At 39.2% G+C, this 17,793-nt stretch carries 10 protein-coding genes; 6 read left to right on the top strand and 4 right to left on the bottom strand.

The features are described from left to right. Nucleotides 1-9: 9 nt before the first annotated feature. Together metF and ACXIUD_RS02750 are read left to right on the top strand one after the other, a co-directional pair. Nucleotides 10-963: a methylenetetrahydrofolate reductase [NAD(P)H] gene (gene metF / locus ACXIUD_RS02755; protein ID WP_458051083.1), complete on the top strand. Its 954-nt coding sequence runs from the start codon at nt 10-12 to the stop codon at nt 961-963. A gap of 278 nt (nt 964-1,241) precedes the next feature. Then, complete coding sequence (locus ACXIUD_RS02750; protein ID WP_458051082.1) at nt 1,242-1,850, top strand: hypothetical protein; 609 nt, start codon at nt 1,242-1,244, stop codon at nt 1,848-1,850. Between the two features lie 21 nt (nt 1,851-1,871). Here the strand turns inward: ACXIUD_RS02750 and ACXIUD_RS02745 are convergent, their stop codons facing one another. From ACXIUD_RS02745 to ACXIUD_RS02730, 4 genes are all read right to left on the bottom strand, one after another. Continuing rightward, complete coding sequence (locus tag ACXIUD_RS02745) at nt 1,872-3,476, bottom strand: hypothetical protein (RefSeq protein WP_458051081.1); 1,605 nt, start codon at nt 3,474-3,476, stop codon at nt 1,872-1,874. Between the two features lie 17 nt (nt 3,477-3,493). After that, nucleotides 3,494-5,914: an outer membrane beta-barrel protein gene (locus ACXIUD_RS02740; protein WP_458051080.1), complete on the bottom strand. Its 2,421-nt coding sequence runs from the start codon at nt 5,912-5,914 to the stop codon at nt 3,494-3,496. Nucleotides 5,915-6,145: 231 nt separating this feature from the next. Continuing rightward, a complete protein-coding gene (locus ACXIUD_RS02735; protein WP_458051079.1) occupies nt 6,146-7,426 on the bottom strand; it encodes a glycosyltransferase family 4 protein in 1,281 nt (426 codons plus the stop codon). A gap of 48 nt (nt 7,427-7,474) precedes the next feature. After that, nucleotides 7,475-10,357, bottom strand: a complete 2,883-nt coding sequence (locus ACXIUD_RS02730) for a two-component regulator propeller domain-containing protein (RefSeq protein WP_458051078.1) — start codon at nt 10,355-10,357, stop codon at nt 7,475-7,477. A 245-nt stretch (nt 10,358-10,602) separates the two neighbouring features. Here ACXIUD_RS02730 and ACXIUD_RS02725 point away from each other — a divergent pair, with 245 nt between their 5' ends. Genes ACXIUD_RS02725 through ACXIUD_RS02710 form a run of 4 tightly spaced genes read left to right on the top strand, consistent with a single transcriptional unit; the run spans nt 10,603 to nt 17,780 of the window. Next, nucleotides 10,603-13,683 carry a SusC/RagA family TonB-linked outer membrane protein gene (locus tag ACXIUD_RS02725; RefSeq protein WP_458051077.1) on the top strand — a complete coding sequence of 1,027 codons (3,081 nt, stop codon included), beginning with the start codon at nt 10,603-10,605 and terminating at the stop codon, nt 13,681-13,683. 5 nt (nt 13,684-13,688) lie between these two features. Next, nucleotides 13,689-15,155, top strand: coding sequence for a RagB/SusD family nutrient uptake outer membrane protein (locus ACXIUD_RS02720; protein ID WP_458051076.1), 1,467 nt, complete (start codon nt 13,689-13,691; stop codon nt 15,153-15,155). Nucleotides 15,156-15,166: 11 nt separating this feature from the next. Beyond that, nucleotides 15,167-16,633, top strand: coding sequence for a PKD domain-containing protein (locus ACXIUD_RS02715; protein ID WP_458051075.1), 1,467 nt, complete (start codon nt 15,167-15,169; stop codon nt 16,631-16,633). Between the two features lie 16 nt (nt 16,634-16,649). After that, nucleotides 16,650-17,780: a glycoside hydrolase family 16 protein gene (locus ACXIUD_RS02710; RefSeq protein WP_458051074.1), complete on the top strand. Its 1,131-nt coding sequence runs from the start codon at nt 16,650-16,652 to the stop codon at nt 17,778-17,780. Nucleotides 17,781-17,793: the final 13 nt, after the last annotated feature.

Raw genomic sequence — 17,793 nt, 5'->3', positions numbered from 1 at the left:
TAAGAGCGTATGAAAATTACTGAATATATCACGCAAGCAGAACAAACACTTTTTTCATTTGAAATCCTCCCGCCATTGAAAGGGCAGAGTATGCAGGATTTATGTGATGGAATAGCTCCTTTGATGGAATTCAAACCACCTTTTGTGGATGTGACCTATCATCGGGAAGAATTTATTTACAAAAAGCATCCCAATGGTTTATTGGAGCGTGTAGCTACTAAAAAGCGTCCAGGTACGGTGGGAATCTGTGCTGCTATCATGAACCGCTTTCATGTAGATGCAGTACCGCATTTGCTTTGTGGAGGATTTACCAAGGAGGAGACGGAAAATGCCTTGATTGACTTGAATTTTATTGGTGTACAAAATATCCTTGCCTTGCGTGGAGATGCTCCGAAGACAGCCAATAAATTTGTTCCGGAAGAAGGAGGTCATGAATTTACCAAAGATTTGGTCAAACAGATTGTAGGGATGAACCATGGCAAGTATTTGCACGAAGAAACGGAGACAAGTTATCATACGGATTTCTGTGTAGGAGTGGGAGGGTATCCTGAGAAGCATTTTGAAGCCCCCAGCTTGCGTACGGACCTTAAGTATTTGAAAGAAAAAATTGATGCTGGTGCAGAATATATCGTAACCCAGATGTTTTTCGACAACGAGAAATACTACGAATTTGTACGAAAGGTACGGGAGATGGGTATTGATGTGCCGATTATTCCAGGATTAAAACCTATAACCACGTTGGGACAAATCAGTATGCTTCCACGAACCTTCTTTATCGATATGCCGGATGCCTTGATGGATGAACTGGAAAAGTGCAAAACCAATGCAGATGTAAAAAAAGTGGGGATAGACTGGGCCATTTATCAAAGTAAGGATTTAATCAAAAACGGTGTGAAGGTTTTACATTACTACACGATGAGTAAAGCTGAGGCTACCTATCAGATTGCGAAAGAGGTGTTCTAAGAGAGGTAAACTTTTCCAAAGTTGAAACATCAAGCAGTGGGTCAAAATCATCCCGAAAAACTTTGGAAAAGTTCTCTTTCGGACGTTTACAAACTTTTCCAAAGTTGAGATGAAAGCTCCTATAATTAATCATGCCTATAAAACTTTGGAAAAGTTCTCCCGACTCCGATTGTTTTTTTAGTTGATTCGTATTAGCTTTAGACTAAACTAGTTGATAGTCATATCTATTCATATTGGACTAACCTGGTCGTTAAGGAAATAATTATGAGATCTGCCTTATGAAAGCCAATAAACCTTTTTTCTTTTTCCTGCTCATTTTAATGGGTTTTCTTCCCTTATCCTGTGATTTATTTTGCTTTGATGAGTGTGCCTGTGGACGCTTGCCCACGCCTCGAAATTTTGTAATTGATACGATGACAGCAGGTGTTTTAGCAAATAATCAAGTAGTCGATCCTACCCAACCGTATGCTGTGGATGATTTAATCATCCGGATTTTGGTAGATGAAGTCACCTATGCGAATGCCTCAACCCATACTAAATCTTTTTCCTTTTTTTCAGCAGCTTTTGCTTGTGATCCAATTCCTCCTGGTTCGGCTCATCCCTTGAAAGCGATAAAAATCTTAAGTAATAGCGCTTTGGAATGGAAAGACCAAGCGATTTCCTCAGGAGAAGAGATTACAGAACTATTTCGCGTGGCTGGATTCGGTTCTGATACATCCTTTGAATCCTTGATTCGATATAGGTTTAATTTTTTGGAAGCTATGCCTTTGGATATTCGCCTAAAAGAACAACCTGAGAAAGAAACTACTTTTGATATCACCTTGGAATTAACCTTGAGTGATAATCGGATTTTTAAGTTTGAGGATTTGAGGTTTATTGTTTTTTAGTTAGCAAAGTAATCTCGAATGTTACCTTGCTTTTACTAATTTTTTACTGACATAGAATTTATCGTCGAAAACGAGCGTGACAAAGAGAGGAATAGTCGTTTCTTTTTGCTCCAAAACAATCGGTAGATTGTTAGCACCTATTTGGGTTGACAAATTCTCTTTTTGTATCAGTTGACCATGTGCATTTGTAATGAATAAGTCGGTTTTCGTAGCTTTTTCTAGAAATACAGAAACCGTAAAGGAGTTGTGAAAGGGATTAGGGTATATTGTAATGTCGAAAGGATTTCTCCCGTCAACTGGCGGGATTGAAGTAATTACAGATTTTTTTAGGACTACTTCATAAATGGTTGGTTCCGCACTTGTAAGGGTAGTTTGATTGCTTGAAAAAGGATTTTTTATAGGACTTGATAATCCCCCAACAATATGGCCTACTATAAAAGAATCCTCCTTTAGCTCATGAAGTTTGATCACTTTATTGCTATAGGCGGGAAGGGATTTATTTACGATGAATTCTGAACTGGCTCCCAGTAGTCCTGGCATTTCTGTAGGGATTAAGAACTCACGCAACGTATCATTAGCATAGCGAGTGACTCTGCTAATAGTTTTTGTGAAAGGGACTAAATCATCCTTTATCAGGCTACCATTTTCATAATAGTATTGACTAATTCCTCCAAAAAAGAGTGCATGGTTTTGTTGATTTTCCGCATCATATAAAGCGACCTTGGCACCATGATAATTACTGAGGTATTGATTAAACTCAGTTCTTGGTTCGTAGCCTGATGCTCGGATGTCAACAGGGTAAAGGAAAGGTAAATCCGCATTGATCTGGAAAACACCAGAAGAAATCATGTAGCCAAGTTCACCTGAACCAAATACTTGAGGGACCAAGTTATAATCTCTTCTTCTCAGATGGACTGGATCAACAATGCTTTCATATGATTCGATTTGAAGGTTTGTTTCACTGTGAATGAGCTTAAACTTCTTGATTTGATTGGTGTAGCTTTGGATGTAGGATGGGTTGCCCATGGGATTATACCTACCATCAAATCTATGACCGCCAATAAGGTGAAAAGTATCACCTATTTTCCCCATTTGGCCGCCTGTAACGGCAAATCGTTGGTCCTCTAGTTGTACGAAGTAATTATTGATTCCAGTTTCTTGGTTGATAATTGCTTCTATGAGCTTGGGGATATGTATGGCTGTTACGTATGGAAATGTGATGTGATTTTGAACAGAAGGTGCAAAAGCATAGCCACCAATGAAATACAGCGTTTCCCCATCTTGAATAAAGTTCATATTGGTGGCCTGCAATTGTTCTTGTAAGGAAACGGGAAGGTTATCCAGTGACCTAGACCATACTTTTCTTGCGTTAATATCAACTACATACATTTCTGTATTATTAGCTTCGGCTGGAAACGAGCGATTTGGCTGTCTGGCATGCAAACCATCCGTTCTGCCTCCAAGAATTAACCAGTAATTTTCATGCTGAGCAAAAGCGAATGAATGAAGGCCCGGAAGTCCAGGAATGGAAATGGGATTGATTTCGACGGTATAATCAAAGGTTTCCTCCTGTGCTTGTACTTGGAAATTCCATAGGAGAATGAGGTAAATGAGATATTTTTTCATGGTGCTATTTTCTTCTATTAAAATCTATAACTATAGCCTAATCGAAAGACTTGGGTCTCAAAGTAATCGCTTGAATTGAGGGTAAAGTCATTTCCTTCCAATTTGTACCGAATGATCAGTGTATTGAAAATATCTGAAGCGTTTAAAAAGAGTTCACCTTTACCAGATTGAATCTTCTTGGTCACCCCTCCATCCATGTGATACCTTGCTAGAATTCTTCCTTGAGGAACAATGTCCGGTGCCAAGTAGATCGCAGTCAATTGGAGATCATAATTTTTTGCAAGTTTGAATACCCCATTGATTTTTACATTTCCTGTAAATGCCTGTTCTTCTGCTCTGGAAAAGTTGATGCCGGAAGGATAAGCATTGATCAAATCGAAAGCCCCGATTCTATTTTGATAGAGATTGGAGTTGGCATTGATGGTGGTTCGATTTCCGAATTTTTGGGACCAAACCAATTCTACACCTGTATTCCAACCACGATCAGCATTTTGATCAATGGCAACCAAGCGATTACTGCCAGGAACTTCCGTAATGATGCGCGTGAGAATATTTTGTGAAGCACGATGATAAAATGCACCGTAGAAATAACCTTTGTCAAAAGATTGCTTATACCCCGCTTCCAACGATTGGGTAAATTGGGGAATGAGTGTTGGGTTACCAATGCTCAATATTTCGGGGTCAGCATAACTTGGAAAGGCGCGCAGATTTTTTTCTTCAGGTCTATCCACTCTTCTGTTGTAGAAGAAACTGAAATTACTTTTGTCAGAAATATAGTAGGATGCTCTGAGGCTAGGAAATGGTTCGAAGTAATCAAATCCCGCACTTTCATAGACTGCATGATTCGGGTCTACCAAGTAATCTACTTTCACATACTCCAGCCTCAATCCCGCTTCCAACTCCCATTTATTTTTTTCAAAAATGTAATTACCATAGACTGCGGATAACCATTCCTGATATTCAGCACTTCCGGCAAGTCGTAGGTCCAAAATGGAATTGTCTCCAGGATTGAATGTTATCAGGTTTGGAAATACTCTGGACCGTTGTTTGGTTCCTAATTCCATGCGACCGCTTCTTAAGGGCTTGACATAATCCATCGTGAAATCGAAAATATTTTCATCCGCAATCAATGCAGTAGTATCTGTCCCTGTCAACTCTAGCGTTTGGTTGTCGAAATAGAACATTTCATCTTTTCTACGGAAGGAATAATTGAATGAAGTCGTCAGGCTATGTCCCGGTTGTCTAAAATTATAGCGGTGGGTAACTGTTGCAAAGAGGGTTTGATTGACTTCATTTTCAAAGTATTGCCACAATCTCAATCGTTGATCTGTCAAGGCGTCTAGGTAGATGATGTCTCCTAAATCAGTATATTCCCTGTAATTGAACAAGCCGGAAAAGGTGAAGGAATGTCGGTCATTCGGATTCCAGTCCACCCCAGTTCTAAAATTGTAAATCGGCTGAGTTCTGTTTTCGATGTATTGCTGTCTTATGTGTGTACCATCATTGAAAATCCTGTCGGTAAACTCACTTTTCATCAGCTGCTGATGCCATAGTACATCCCCTTGAAAAAAGACATTGATTTTATCTTCCTTGTAGTTAAGAGAAAAGGATGGATTTAGCTTTGGGGTAAATCGATATTGATCCCGTATGCCTGGCAGTGATGCCTTTTTCTCCAGTAAGTTTCCTACGCCTGCAATCATTCCTACTTTTCCGTTCCAGCCAGATTCTTTTTCTTTTTTGAAGATGATGTTGATGATACCGGCATTTCCAGTGGCATCGTATTTGGAGGAAGGATTGTTGATGATTTCTATACGTTCGATGGAGGATGCAGGGAAATTTTCCAAACCTGATTGGGCGCCTATTCCAGTGATTGCCGTTTGTTTTCCATCGAGCAGGATAGCTACTTTGTTACTTCCCCTAAGAAATACCGTCCCGTTTTGATCTATGGTTATTCCAGGCAGATTTTGCATCGCTTGTAAGACGGAGCCCCCTAATTGGCTGATATTATCATCCAGGGTAAATACTTTTCTATCCAGTGCTGTTTCTACGGCTTCTCTTTCTCCTAAGACAGTTACTTCAGGCAACTGATTGGTAAACTCATCTAGATAAATTATCCCTAGGTCTAAGAAATTACTTAATCTTCCGATTTCTAGGGTTTGGGTGATAGCTTTGAACCCAATGTAGGAATATGAGATTAGGTATTTTCCTGATTTGAGGGGTGCTAAGGTAAATTGGCCTATTTCGTTGGTTACTGTTCCTGTGACAAAAGAACTGTCCGCAGTATTTTTTACCAGAACATTGACAAATGGAAGTGCTTCCTTATCCTTGGTATTTCGAACGGTACCCGATACAGTGATAGTTTGTGCGACCGCTGATGAAATAGAGCATAGTGATAATAATAAAATTAAGACTACAATAGAAGCTGATTTAATTTTCATAGGGGATGTATATAGTGGTTTTTTTATCAGGTCCCATTGCTATTTAGGATTCAGAAATACTTGATAAGACTTAGGTTAAAATACTGTCTAAATGTAGATTTTATTATTGATAGGATGTATGACTTTTGTCACCTGATTGAAATATTCTATTGTTTTATCCAGGATATCAAGTTGTCTTTTTACTTCTCAATAAGAAACAATCGATTTAAAAAATCTCTAAAAATCAGAGGTTTAGAAATTATTGAGTATCCCTGCAAGTTCCTCAGTCAAACTCCTTCTCGAAAATATCTCTATAGATTTCAGGTCCGAAGTTCCTTTTATTGGGTCAAAATTGACTAGTGCCTCCATTATTTCCTTCTCATTGCTAGGATGAAAGACTTTTCCTGCCTTGGCTTGTTCAATAATCTTAGCTGAATCTCCCTCCGGATCACCTAACCCAATAATGGTTTTTCCACTAGCCATATATTCAAACAATTTCCCAGGAATATTCCCTTGAGCGTTTTTAGTGGTAGTTAAAATCAACAAGAGTATATCGGCCGCTTGATAATATTCAAACACTTGCTGATGGGAGACATAGCCTACAAGTTCCACATGTATTGCAAGCCATTCATTTGCTTTTACATAGTCTTCAACTGTGGTAGAAACCCTTCCAACAAAGCGCAATCGAACTGTTTTTGAATGGTTTTCAAAAGCTTTTTGCATGGCATCCAAGAATGGAATAGGGTTACGAATAGCGTCGATTACACCTGAATATACAATTTCAAGGTCTTTTTCTTTTTGTTTTTTTTCCCCCAATGTGTTTGGGAAATCTGCTGAATCATACCCATTCGTTAATAAATGAATAGGTTTATTGGCGATTTTTTCCAAATCCCTCTGAAAGGTCGGGCTAATGGTTGTGATGACATTTGCTTGAGAAAGTACCTTTTTTTCTAAGTTGTGATGACGGCGGCGAACCCATGGCAGCATAGGTAAGGTATCCAAAAACTCCCACTGACTCCAAGGGTCTCTAAAGTCAGCTAACCATGGAATACCTGTTTTTTCATGCAACTTCATCCCAATTAGGTGCATGCTATGCGGTGGTCCCGTTGTAATGATGGCCTGATACCGCCCTTTTAAAATCGATTCCTCCAAAAAGCTAACAGAAGGCTTCACCCAGAAAACTCTTGGATCAGGAATCAACACATTTGCTCGTAGCCAAATACTGAATCGCTCAAAAATGGAAGGATTTTTCTTTTCTAATACTTTGGAGGGATCTCCAGATTGTTGCCCTTTTATTTTTCTGAATATTCCGTATGGTTCCCATATTGGGAATTTAATCACTTCAAGAGTCGGATCAATTTCCTTGGTTAAGGATTGATCTTGAAGTTCAAAATCCGGATTTTCAGGGGTGAAAATCACCGGTTCCCAACCATACTCAGGCAGGTACTTAGCAAACTTCAACCAACGTTGAACACCTGAACCTGCAGAAGGTGGCCAGTAATAGGTGATGATCAATACCCTTTTGGAATTCATGCTGTAAAAATAGCCCTTTTTTCAAACTTGCTTTTCATGTGCATACAGTTAGAATTTCAGGATGAATTCCTGTAGATTTTCACTACGTTCCAAATTGAGTTTCTTTCGTAATCTATACCTGGAAATCTCGACGCCACGAGCACTGATATTCATCAAATATGCTATTTCTTTGGTAGAAAGATTCATACGTAGATAGGCTGTTAATTTAATTTCTTGAGGGCTAAGATTAGGATGTGCTTTTTTAAATCGTTCCATAAAGTCACCATGTACTTGATCAAAATGCATTTCAAACTGTTCCCAATCATTGTCTTCTGCAATATTTTTATCAATGCTGTTGATAACCTTCTGAAGTTCGTTTTTTACTTCCTGATTTTTACTCTTTTTGATAATCTGGCCTAGATGGTTTTTGGTTTGGTCAATAAATCCATTTTTGTTGAGCAAATGCATGGTAGCAGAAGCAAGCTCTTTGTTTTTGCTTTGGATTTCTGCTTCCAAGCGTTCTGTTTGTAAGCGAGCTAATTCTTGTTTGGATTGTTCTAGGTCTATTGATTTTTTATCGAGTTCTTCCTGTTGCTTGGCAGTGATGATTTTGGTTTTTTTCTGATACTGTTTATCAATTCGTTTGAATACAACGACCAAAAGTATAAGTGAACTAATCACATATATGAAATATGCAATACTCGTTCGGTACCAAGGAGGTAGAACGGTGAAGGTAAACGGAACAGCCTCGCCAATTTGTCCATATACATCTTTACTTTGAACATAGAAAGTATAAACTCCCTCTCTTAGATTGGTGTATTCTTTATCACTTTTACTGGCCCACTCTCCAAATTCATTTTCTAAACCCTCCAGTCTTACTCTAAATTGTGTGCTCAGCCAGCTATTTGGTATACTGTTGGAAAACTCGAATCGAATAGCAGAACGTTTAAATGGTAAAATAAGGTTTTTCCCGTTTGTTTCTAGCCCAAATCTTTCCTCCATTAATTCAATATTTTTACCGATTGCGACAAGTGAGTCACTAGTGCCGGTTATATAAACTGAGCGGATAAAGGTTGGATAAGCAGCAGGTATAGTCTCATTCAGATTTTTTTTGTACCAAATAAAACCTTCTTTGGCAGCAAATAAAACCTCATTACTTTTGAGTAAAGAAACGTTCTGAAGATCGTCGTTTAAAAGAGGTAGTAATCTATTGAACAGTTGGTTGTGTTTTTTGTAAGAACCATCTTGTTGCTTTTCTAAGACCCCTATTTCTGTGGAACCAATAAAGAATATGTTTCCAATAGGATCTTCCACCAGACTAGTTATTAATAGATCATCAGGAAAGTAGCTGTTCAGGAGTGTTTCTTTTTCAAAGCGGTCAGTTTGAGAATTATATAGATATAATCCATATTCAGTTGTAAACACCAATTTTCCTCCAATTTTCCAAACGGAGTTTAACAAATTAGTGGGTAATCCTTCCTTATTACCATAAAACTTTGCAGTTACCTCACGTAAATCATCGGATATTTGAAGACGGTAAATGCCCTTATAACCATGTGACATCCATATATTCCCTTGGTCGTCTTGTTGGATCAATCGGGAAGATTCATTAAAGCCATCGAGTCTCCTAACAAATTGATAAGTCCCATTTATTTTTTGAAAAATAGCTAGTCCACTATAAGTTCCTGCCAGCAAATACGTTGGATCCTTAGCTAATGGTAGAAAATTCCAGATTCCATCCAGACCATTAAATGGAATAGCAGTATTTTCATTGATGAGGAATCCTCCGTTATTATGAGCCAATAATAAGTCATCATTAATGATTGAGAAACTGTAAGATTGACCTTCTGAACTAAGGATTTCCTTCATTTCTTGTGTTCTTCTTCCAATTTTCTTTACATGGATATTGGTACCCATAAAAATGTCGCTTCCCACTTGAGCCGCTGTATATCCCGTACCATTAATACCTGAATCTCTTCCTAAAACCCTAAATGGCAGTCTTAATTCCAAGAAGCTGATCCCGTTATTATGACCAATCCAGAGGTTACCAATCACATCTTCAAAAAGTGATAAAATCGTGTTATTTCTTAAACCATTCTCTTTATCCATATGGAGAATCAAATCCCCATTTTCCTCAAAAATAAATAATCCTTGATATTGAGTACCAATAGCAATATTCCCATTTTTAAGCCGTATGATGGAATTGATTGATTTAACCAATTCCGACTGGGGAAGCCTAACTTCCTGTGTGCGCTGAGAAGTTTGAGAAAATATTTTACCATTGGCGAGATATAAATTAATCTGACCAGTACCAGATTCGAGTACACCGGTAATGACTTCATTTTTGAAAATGCTCGGGTCGGATAATTTTATGGTAGAACCATCACTGTTTAGTTTTAAAAAACCTCCGATATTATCTTGAAAATAGAGTTGATTATTGTTTTGGTGAAAGCTTTGGAAATTTCCTTCTGCTTCAATAGTTTTTTTCAAAACTCCGTTATGATCAAAAATAAACACGGCGTTAAAAGAACAGAAGACATAATCATCGTTGAATTTAAATACTTTCCAAACTTCTTCTATGTTTTGATACTCCAATGGAAGATTGGCTGTCCAAGAAATGAATTCGAGAAGGCCTTTTTGATTAGGTCTAAAATAGCCTAATTGCCCTTGACCGGCAACGTAAATTCGTCCATTATTTTCAATGAAAAAATCTCGGATTTTGGTGCTATTGGGTAAAGCATATCTTTCCCAAGTCCCGCCATCGTATTCTAGTAAACCAAAATTATTTGCTGAATAAATGATGCCATATTTGTTTTGACCTATAGCGTAATTCTGCATCCCACCATCATATTCCTTACTTGAAAAATAATGGTAAAAGGGAAGCCCCAACTCCTGCGCAGATATCGGAAAGCTTAACATTAAGCTAACTAAAATACTGGTAAACGATCTCATACAAAACGCTTTTTTTTTACACTTTCGAAAATACAGTTTTTTTTGATGTATAGGAATTCAAACCTCATTTTCTCATCGAATAATCCATTGATAGCTTGAAATCGATTGAAATTACTGCTTTTTTTGTTGTTGATGTGTTTTTGTGATAGGGCTATTTTTTGAATGATGTAGTATTGATGTACTTATAGTTTTTGATTGATGTACATTCTTTCGGTCCTTGTGATAGTATTATAAATCCAAAATACATGAAACAATTATTTACATTACTTTTGTTTTTGGGCGTGCAACTATCATTGTTTGCTCAAACAGGGTCCATCAGAGGCCAAGTACTTGATGAAAGGGGTGATCCCATTCCAGGTGCGAGTATTTTGAAGGTAGGGACGACTACCGGAACCGTTACTGACTTAGATGGTAATTTCACCTTGGCCGCTGTACCTGGGGACCAGTTAAGAGTTAGTTTTATAGGTTATCAAACTCAAACAATTACTGTAGGAAGTCAAGCCCAGATCATTATTCGCTTGGGGGATGAAATTTCCTCATTAAACGAAGTAATTGTTGTTGGTTATGGTACTGCAACAAAAAAGGAGCTGACTGGTGCCGTTTCTCAGATTAAAGGTGAAGCAGTAGCAGACATGAATATGCCCAGATTAGATCAGGCATTGCAAGGTAAGCTTTCGGGTGTGACAATTACTACCAACTCCGGTGCGCCAGGAGGTACATCCAACATCCGTATTCGTGGTTTGGGTACTTTTGGGAATAACAATCCGTTAATATTGGTAGATGGGGTTATTTTTGATGCAGCAGGTCTAAACTCCCTTAACCCCAATGATATTGAATCCATCAACGTATTGAAAGATGCAACTGCAGGTATCTATGGTGTTCGAGCTGCAAATGGTGTAATTATCGTAGAGACCAAGAAAGGTTCTAAGAACCAAAAACCATCTCTTGAATTCAGTAGCTACTACGGAGTGCAACAAGCAGAAAGAAAGTTGAATCTCTTAAATGCTCGTGAGTATGCTGTCTTAGTGAATGAGGCATTTGCTGCTGGTGGAAATTTACCACCTTTTGCAAACACTAATTTAGGTGTAGGTACAGATTGGCAAAGTGAAGTGTTCCAGACTGCACCTATCCAAGAGCATATGGTTACTGTCAATGGGGGTTCTGAAAAAACTTCTTACTCTATAGGTGGGGGGTACTTTGGTCAGCAGGGTATTGTAGGTGGTGATCGTTCTAATTTTGAGCGTTACAATGCTAGAATTAATTTCATTACAGAAATTGCTCCAAAGCTAAAATTGACATCTGTATTTCTCTATTCTCATGAACGTACTAGCGGTATTCCTCAAGGTGGTATAGGGTCTGTATTATTTAATACCATTAATGCTTATCCAACAGAGCCTGTTCGTGTGGGTAATAGATTTTCATTCTTGGAAAATGTACAGGATATCATCAACCCAATCGCGCAGATTGAAAATACCTTCAATGATGCTTGGGTAAATAAAATTGTAGGTAAGCAAGAATTGTCTTATGAGATCAATGACCACTTTAGCATCAATGGTAGAGCAGGTTACAACTTTGCATTGGTAGACGTAAAAGCATTCAACCCTTTAGCTTGGTTTGGTCCAGGAAAATTTGCTAACTCCGCAAGAAATGAAAATTTAGATCCAGTATTGGTGGATGTAGGTGGTACCTTGATTGAAAGAGGTGCATCTGTATTTGAAGCAAGAGATTCCTTCTTGGATTATAACTTTGAGGCTTTCTTAAATTATGATCGTTCATTTGATAGTGATAACCGTGTAAAAGGTACCGCAGGTGTCAGTTATTTCGGTAATAGAAATATGGGTTTAAATGGTACTGCATTCAATATTCCTAATAATGATGTGCGTTTTGCTGATATCTCTGCCAACCAAGCTCCAGGAGGATTCTTGAACCAAACAGGATCTTTTCAAAGTATGCAAAAATTGGTTTCCGCATTCATTCGAGGTGAGTATGAATACAAAGGAAGGTATTCTGTATCTGGTATCTTGAGAAGAGATGGATCCTCTAACTTTGGACCAAACAACAGAATTGGTTATTTCCCTACTATTTCTGGTGGTTGGATCATTTCAGATGAGGATTTCTTTAGCTCAAAAGCGATTGATTTCATGAAGTTAAGAGCGAGTTTCGGGGTATCAGGTAATGACCAAATTGGTTTGTTCAGATTCCGAGGATTGATGAATGGTCTAGCTCGTTATGTATTCAATGATTTTATTGTGAATGGTGCAGCCATTGGAACATTCAGTAACCCTGATTTGAAATGGGAGACCACCCTTCAAACCAATATCGGTTTGGATTTCACTCTGTTCAGAGATGTGGACTTTACTGCTAATTATTTCATCAAGGATACGAGAGATTTATTGTTCCAGCCAGAAGTGTCTGCTTTGCTAGGTTCTTATGGACCTGGGAGTTTTCCTCCATTTATCAATGCAGGTAACGTAACCAATCGTGGTATTGAATTGGAAGTCGCTTATGCAACCAAAAGACCAAGTGGTGTTAACTTCAGAGTGGATTATAACTTCACCTATCTGAGAAACAGAGTTACCAAAGTTCCTGAAGGATTGGATTTTATCCCAGGTGCTGCATTTGGAGTAGGGGGCAATATTGCGACAAGATTTCAAGAAGGTTTTCCTATTGGCTATTTTGTAGGTTTCAAGACTGATGGAATTTTCCAGACTCAGGAAGAAATCAACTCCAGCCCAGTTAGACAGCCAGATGCAAGACCTGGTGATCTTCGTTTTGTTGATGTCAATGGAGACGGTGTGATCAATTTCAGTGATGAGTCTGATTTGACCTTCTTAGGTTCTCCTATTCCTGATTTTATCATGGGTTTGAACCTTTCGGTTGATTATAAAGGATTTGATTTCTCTGCAAATATCTATGCTGCCTTAGGTCAGGAAATCATTCGTAACTATGAAAGACAGCAACCATTTGCCAATAAAATGGCGTACAATGTCAATCGTTGGACAGGTCCAGGTACTACCAATGAGATTCCTCGATTAACTACTGGACAAACTAGAAATACGGTATTCTCTGACTTCTTTGTTGAAGACGGATCATTTGCAAGACTGAGAAATGTGCAAATTGGATATACTTTGCCTGACAGCATGACTGGTAAGGTAGGTATTCGTTCGATGAGATTCTACATAGCTGCAAATAACTTGTTTACCCTCACAAGATACATGGGTTTTGATCCGGATGTGGGATCTGGTAATCCATTGTTTGCAGGTGTTGATAACGGGATCTTCCCGCAAGCAAGAGTAATCATGGGCGGTTTAAACTTTAGATTCTAAGAGACATGAAAAAAATAAAAATATTTCTACTAGCAGCCAGCATGAGTTTATTTTCATGCGATGCTTGGTTAGATCTTGAACCGGAGTTTGTTCAAGATGCTGAAAACTTTTTCCTCACACCAGAGGATTATGAGCGTGCTGTTATTGGGGTGTATGATTTGATGCAAGCAAATTACTTACATGTTTGGATCGGAGAAATTGCATCTGATAACTCTATAGCAGGTGGAGAGAGTGTGTTTGACACCCAAGGCTTGCATGAAATAGATGGCATGCGCCATGGAGGGATTAATGCTGAATTGAGGGATGTCATGCGATTCAATTATGCAGGGATTGCTAGAGCAAATTTTGTGTTTGAAAATGAGAATAATATCGACTTTCCAGCAAAGGAGCGTTTGATGGCTGAAATCTCATTTATAAGAGCCTATTATTATTTCACACTTGTGAAGTATTTTGGAGATATGCCTTTAATCATCGATAGGAGGGCTTCCATTAATGAGGTTCGTGAAATTGATAGAACTCCAAAAGAGGAAATCTATGCACAGATAGAGAGAGACCTAGACAGAGCAATCAACGTGTTGAGTTGGACTACCCAAGAAACGGGTAGAATCACTAAGGGTGCTGCTATGGCTCTGAAAGGCAAGGTTTTGTTATATCAGAACAAATTTGCCCAAGCTGCTCAGGTATTCGATGAGTTGATTACGACCAATCAAGCAGGATATGCACTGGTAAATGATATGTCCACCATGTGGCTAGTTACCAATCAGAATGGGCCAGAGGATGTATTTACTATCCAACATTCTGGATTGCAAGGTGGTGACTACGGCTGTCTGGTATGTCTGCAGGGTAACCCAGCTCCTGGCTTCCATGCTATTCGTAATTTTGTCGGTCCTTTTTATGGAGATGGCAATAGCTACAATCTTCCAACACAAAATCTGTACGATTTCTTTGGAAATGATCCCAGGAGAGAAGTTACGATTTTAAATTTGGATGCATGGATAGCTCAGCAACCAAATCCAGGGCAAATTTCATATGCTATCGGAGCAGGTGGTCACACAGGCTACTTCAATAACAAGTATATCAAGAGAGACTTTGAAAGAGGCTTGCCGGATGATGATTTGACTAGTCCGTTGAATTACAGAGCTATTCGATTTGCGGATGTCCTATTGATGGCTGCCGAGGCATTTGCTCAGACAGGTAATGACGCGCGCGCAAGAATTGAATTGAACAAGGTAAGACAAAGAGCAGGTGTGCCAGATATTACAAGTTCTGGAGCACAGTTGTTAGAGGATATCTACAGAGAGCGTAGATTGGAGCTTTCAGGTGAAGGGTATAGATTCTGGGATTTGGTGAGAACAGGAAAGGCAGTAGATGCTATTCAGGGTTTCCAAGTTGGTAAGCATGAGCTGTTTCCCATCCCTCAATTTGAGATTGATTTAGCAGGCGGTAGATGGAGACAAAACCCAGGTTATTAATTCAAGCAATGATGAAAAAATATTTAAAAATAGCAGCGTTTCTCTTACCTATTTTGATCGTTTGGTCATGCGTGGAGGAATTTAGATTGGATGCAGATCCACCTACTGTACAGGATGCAGGTTTTAGCTTTGTTCCTTCGACAGAGAGTGATAATATTCTCGACTTTATCGGAGATGGAGATTTCTTCTTGATGGTTTGGGATTTAGGTAATGGAGTTCGAACGGAAGGTAGACGTGTAAGAGGTTTTTATCCTCTAGCAGGTACGTATACTGTAACTTTGACTGTATATGACAGGGGAGGTAGTTCTTCTTTCAGTCAGGAAGTAATTATTGAAGAAACAGATCCTACCTTATTGGATAGACCTTTATTCAATTTATTGACCGGAGGTATTGATGCTGTGGAAGGCAAAACATGGGTGATTGACTCTGCTAGAGCAGGTCACTTAGGAGTAGGGCCGATCACTAGCTTCTTCCCTGAATTCTATCAAGCACGTCCGAATGAAAAGGTAGGTAGTGGCATGTATAATACTCGTTATACATTCAAATTATCAGGCTTTGAATTCGATTGGAATACCAATGGGTTGGTGTACTTAAATGGAGCGCAAGGGTCAGCTTTCCCTGGTGCATTTGATCCAGGGGTAGGTGATTTATCAGCACCATTTAACTCGCCAGGAGGATTGAATTGGAATATCTTAGAAGAAGAGAGCCCATTCCCAGTATTGACCGTTACAAACCCCGGATTCATTGGCTATTTCACTGGAGTACGAACATATCAGCTGGTGGTCTTGGAAGAAAATGAAATGTTCTTGAGATTTAGAGATGGTGCCAACGATGCTTTAGCATGGTACGTGCGATTGATTCCTGCTGGTTTTTCAGGAACTCCAGATCCTGAACCAGATCCTGAACCTGAAGTTCCTGCTGTAGGGATTTCCCTTCAAGACCTAATTGGCAGTGGTGAGAAGGCATGGAAATTGAGACCAGCAGCCCAATCCTTCGGAGTAGGCCCTTCACCGGGTAGCGATGCCTTTTTCCCTAATGGGCCAAGTATTGCGGGCGATCGTCCTTGTTTATTCAATGACCTATTCATTTTCAAAGAAAATGGAGTATATGAATACGATGCTCAAGGTGATATCTATGCAGAAGATTATATGGGTCTTAGTGGAGGAGGTTGTCAACCTGAGGCTAATCTTGCAGGTACTGTTGGAGCCGCATGGGCCTCTGGTACGCATCAATTTAGTCTGACGCCTGCTTCTGGTAACACTCGGGCCAAATTAACCGTTACTGGAACAGGGGCTTTTATTGCATTGCCTAAAGCTTTTAATGGTGGTGAGTACACCATTGGTCCTCCAAGAGCCAATGAGTCTGTAACTTACGATGTGTTAGATTACAATGCGGAAACTCAGGAGTTGACGCTTACAATTGATATCACCCCAAATGGTGCCGTATGGTGGACGTTTGTGTTGATACCAGCAGATTAAAAATTAATAATGACCTATGTTTATTCGAATTAAACAAATCCTAATTATTCTTCTTACGGCAGTCCTATTTCAGGGCTGCCAAGAAGATGAAGTGACTGCGAAAGTGGAGTTGCCTACCAATTTACAAGTGAATGTTGTACAAGGTGATCGAGGGAATGTAACGGTGAATTTTTCTGCAACAAACGCTAACTTCTTTAGGGTTAGTTTTGGTGTAGATGCTAGTTTGCCTGAGTTGGCACAAGGTAATTCTGCATCTTTTACGTATAGGCAAGCAGGTACTTTTACCATAACTGTTCAGGCACATACCACGGAGAATGATTTTATTGCAGAAACCCGCCAAGTAGAGATTTCAGATGCTGTTCTTGGTTTAGGAATTCCTACAACAGGTTTCGTAAGCCCTGAAAGTTATGATGGCTATCGCTTGGTTTGGAGAGATGAGTTCAACGGAAATGCATTGACTCAAGACTGGACCTTCGACTTGGGTGATGGTTGCTCCAATAACTTGTGTGGTTGGGGTAACAATGAACTTCAATGGTACACCAATCGACGTGAGAATGTTCGTGTTGAAAATGGTAACTTGATTATCACAGCTCGTAGAGAACCTATGTCAGGCAGACAGTTTACATCTGCACGAATTAAAACAGAAGGTCGTCAATCTTTTCAGTTTGGAAGAATTGATATCCGTGCCGTACTTCCAAAAGGTCAGGGAATTTGGCCTGCACTATGGATGCTTGGTGATAATATTCGTCAAGTTGGATGGCCTGCCTGCGGGGAGATAGATATCATGGAAATGATAGGTGGTCCTTCTACAGCACGTAATAATACTGTTCATGGAACTGTACACTGGGACAATAACGGTTCGCATGCAGAAACAGGTGGATTTACCACTTTGCCTCAAGGTATTTTCAATGATAACTTCCATGTATTTTCCATTATATGGGATGAGCGTCAAATCGTTTGGTTGCTAGATAATAGACCATTTCACACCGTAGATATCACACCAGCAGCATTGTCAGAATTAAGAGAATCTTTCTTCTTTTTGTTCAACATCGCAGTAGGAGGGAATTGGCCTGGTAATCCCGATGATACGACAGTATTCCCTCAGCAAATGGTTGTTGATTATGTGAGAGTTTTCCAAAGATTATAAAAATCTAGCCTAT

It is taken from the genome of Mongoliitalea sp. (assembly GCF_054166905.1).
This window is presented reverse-complemented; position numbering and strand designations above follow the sequence as displayed.

What these genes read in the sequence shown, in the direction of transcription:
- metF (WP_458051083.1), top strand. Translation starts at nt 10, where the DNA reads ATGAAAATTACTGAATATATCACGCAAGCAGAACAAACACTTTTTTCA.
- ACXIUD_RS02710 (WP_458051074.1), top strand. Translation starts at nt 16,650, where the DNA reads ATGTTTATTCGAATTAAACAAATCCTAATTATTCTTCTTACGGCAGTC.
- ACXIUD_RS02745 (WP_458051081.1), bottom strand. Translation starts at nt 3,476, where the DNA reads ATGAAAAAATATCTCATTTACCTCATTCTCCTATGGAATTTCCAAGTA.
- ACXIUD_RS02750 (WP_458051082.1), top strand. Translation starts at nt 1,242, where the DNA reads ATGAAAGCCAATAAACCTTTTTTCTTTTTCCTGCTCATTTTAATGGGT.
- ACXIUD_RS02730 (WP_458051078.1), bottom strand. Translation starts at nt 10,357, where the DNA reads ATGAGATCGTTTACCAGTATTTTAGTTAGCTTAATGTTAAGCTTTCCG.
- ACXIUD_RS02725 (WP_458051077.1), top strand. Translation starts at nt 10,603, where the DNA reads ATGAAACAATTATTTACATTACTTTTGTTTTTGGGCGTGCAACTATCA.
- ACXIUD_RS02740 (WP_458051080.1), bottom strand. Translation starts at nt 5,914, where the DNA reads ATGAAAATTAAATCAGCTTCTATTGTAGTCTTAATTTTATTATTATCA.
- ACXIUD_RS02735 (WP_458051079.1), bottom strand. Translation starts at nt 7,426, where the DNA reads ATGAATTCCAAAAGGGTATTGATCATCACCTATTACTGGCCACCTTCT.
- ACXIUD_RS02720 (WP_458051076.1), top strand. Translation starts at nt 13,689, where the DNA reads ATGAAAAAAATAAAAATATTTCTACTAGCAGCCAGCATGAGTTTATTT.
- ACXIUD_RS02715 (WP_458051075.1), top strand. Translation starts at nt 15,167, where the DNA reads ATGAAAAAATATTTAAAAATAGCAGCGTTTCTCTTACCTATTTTGATC.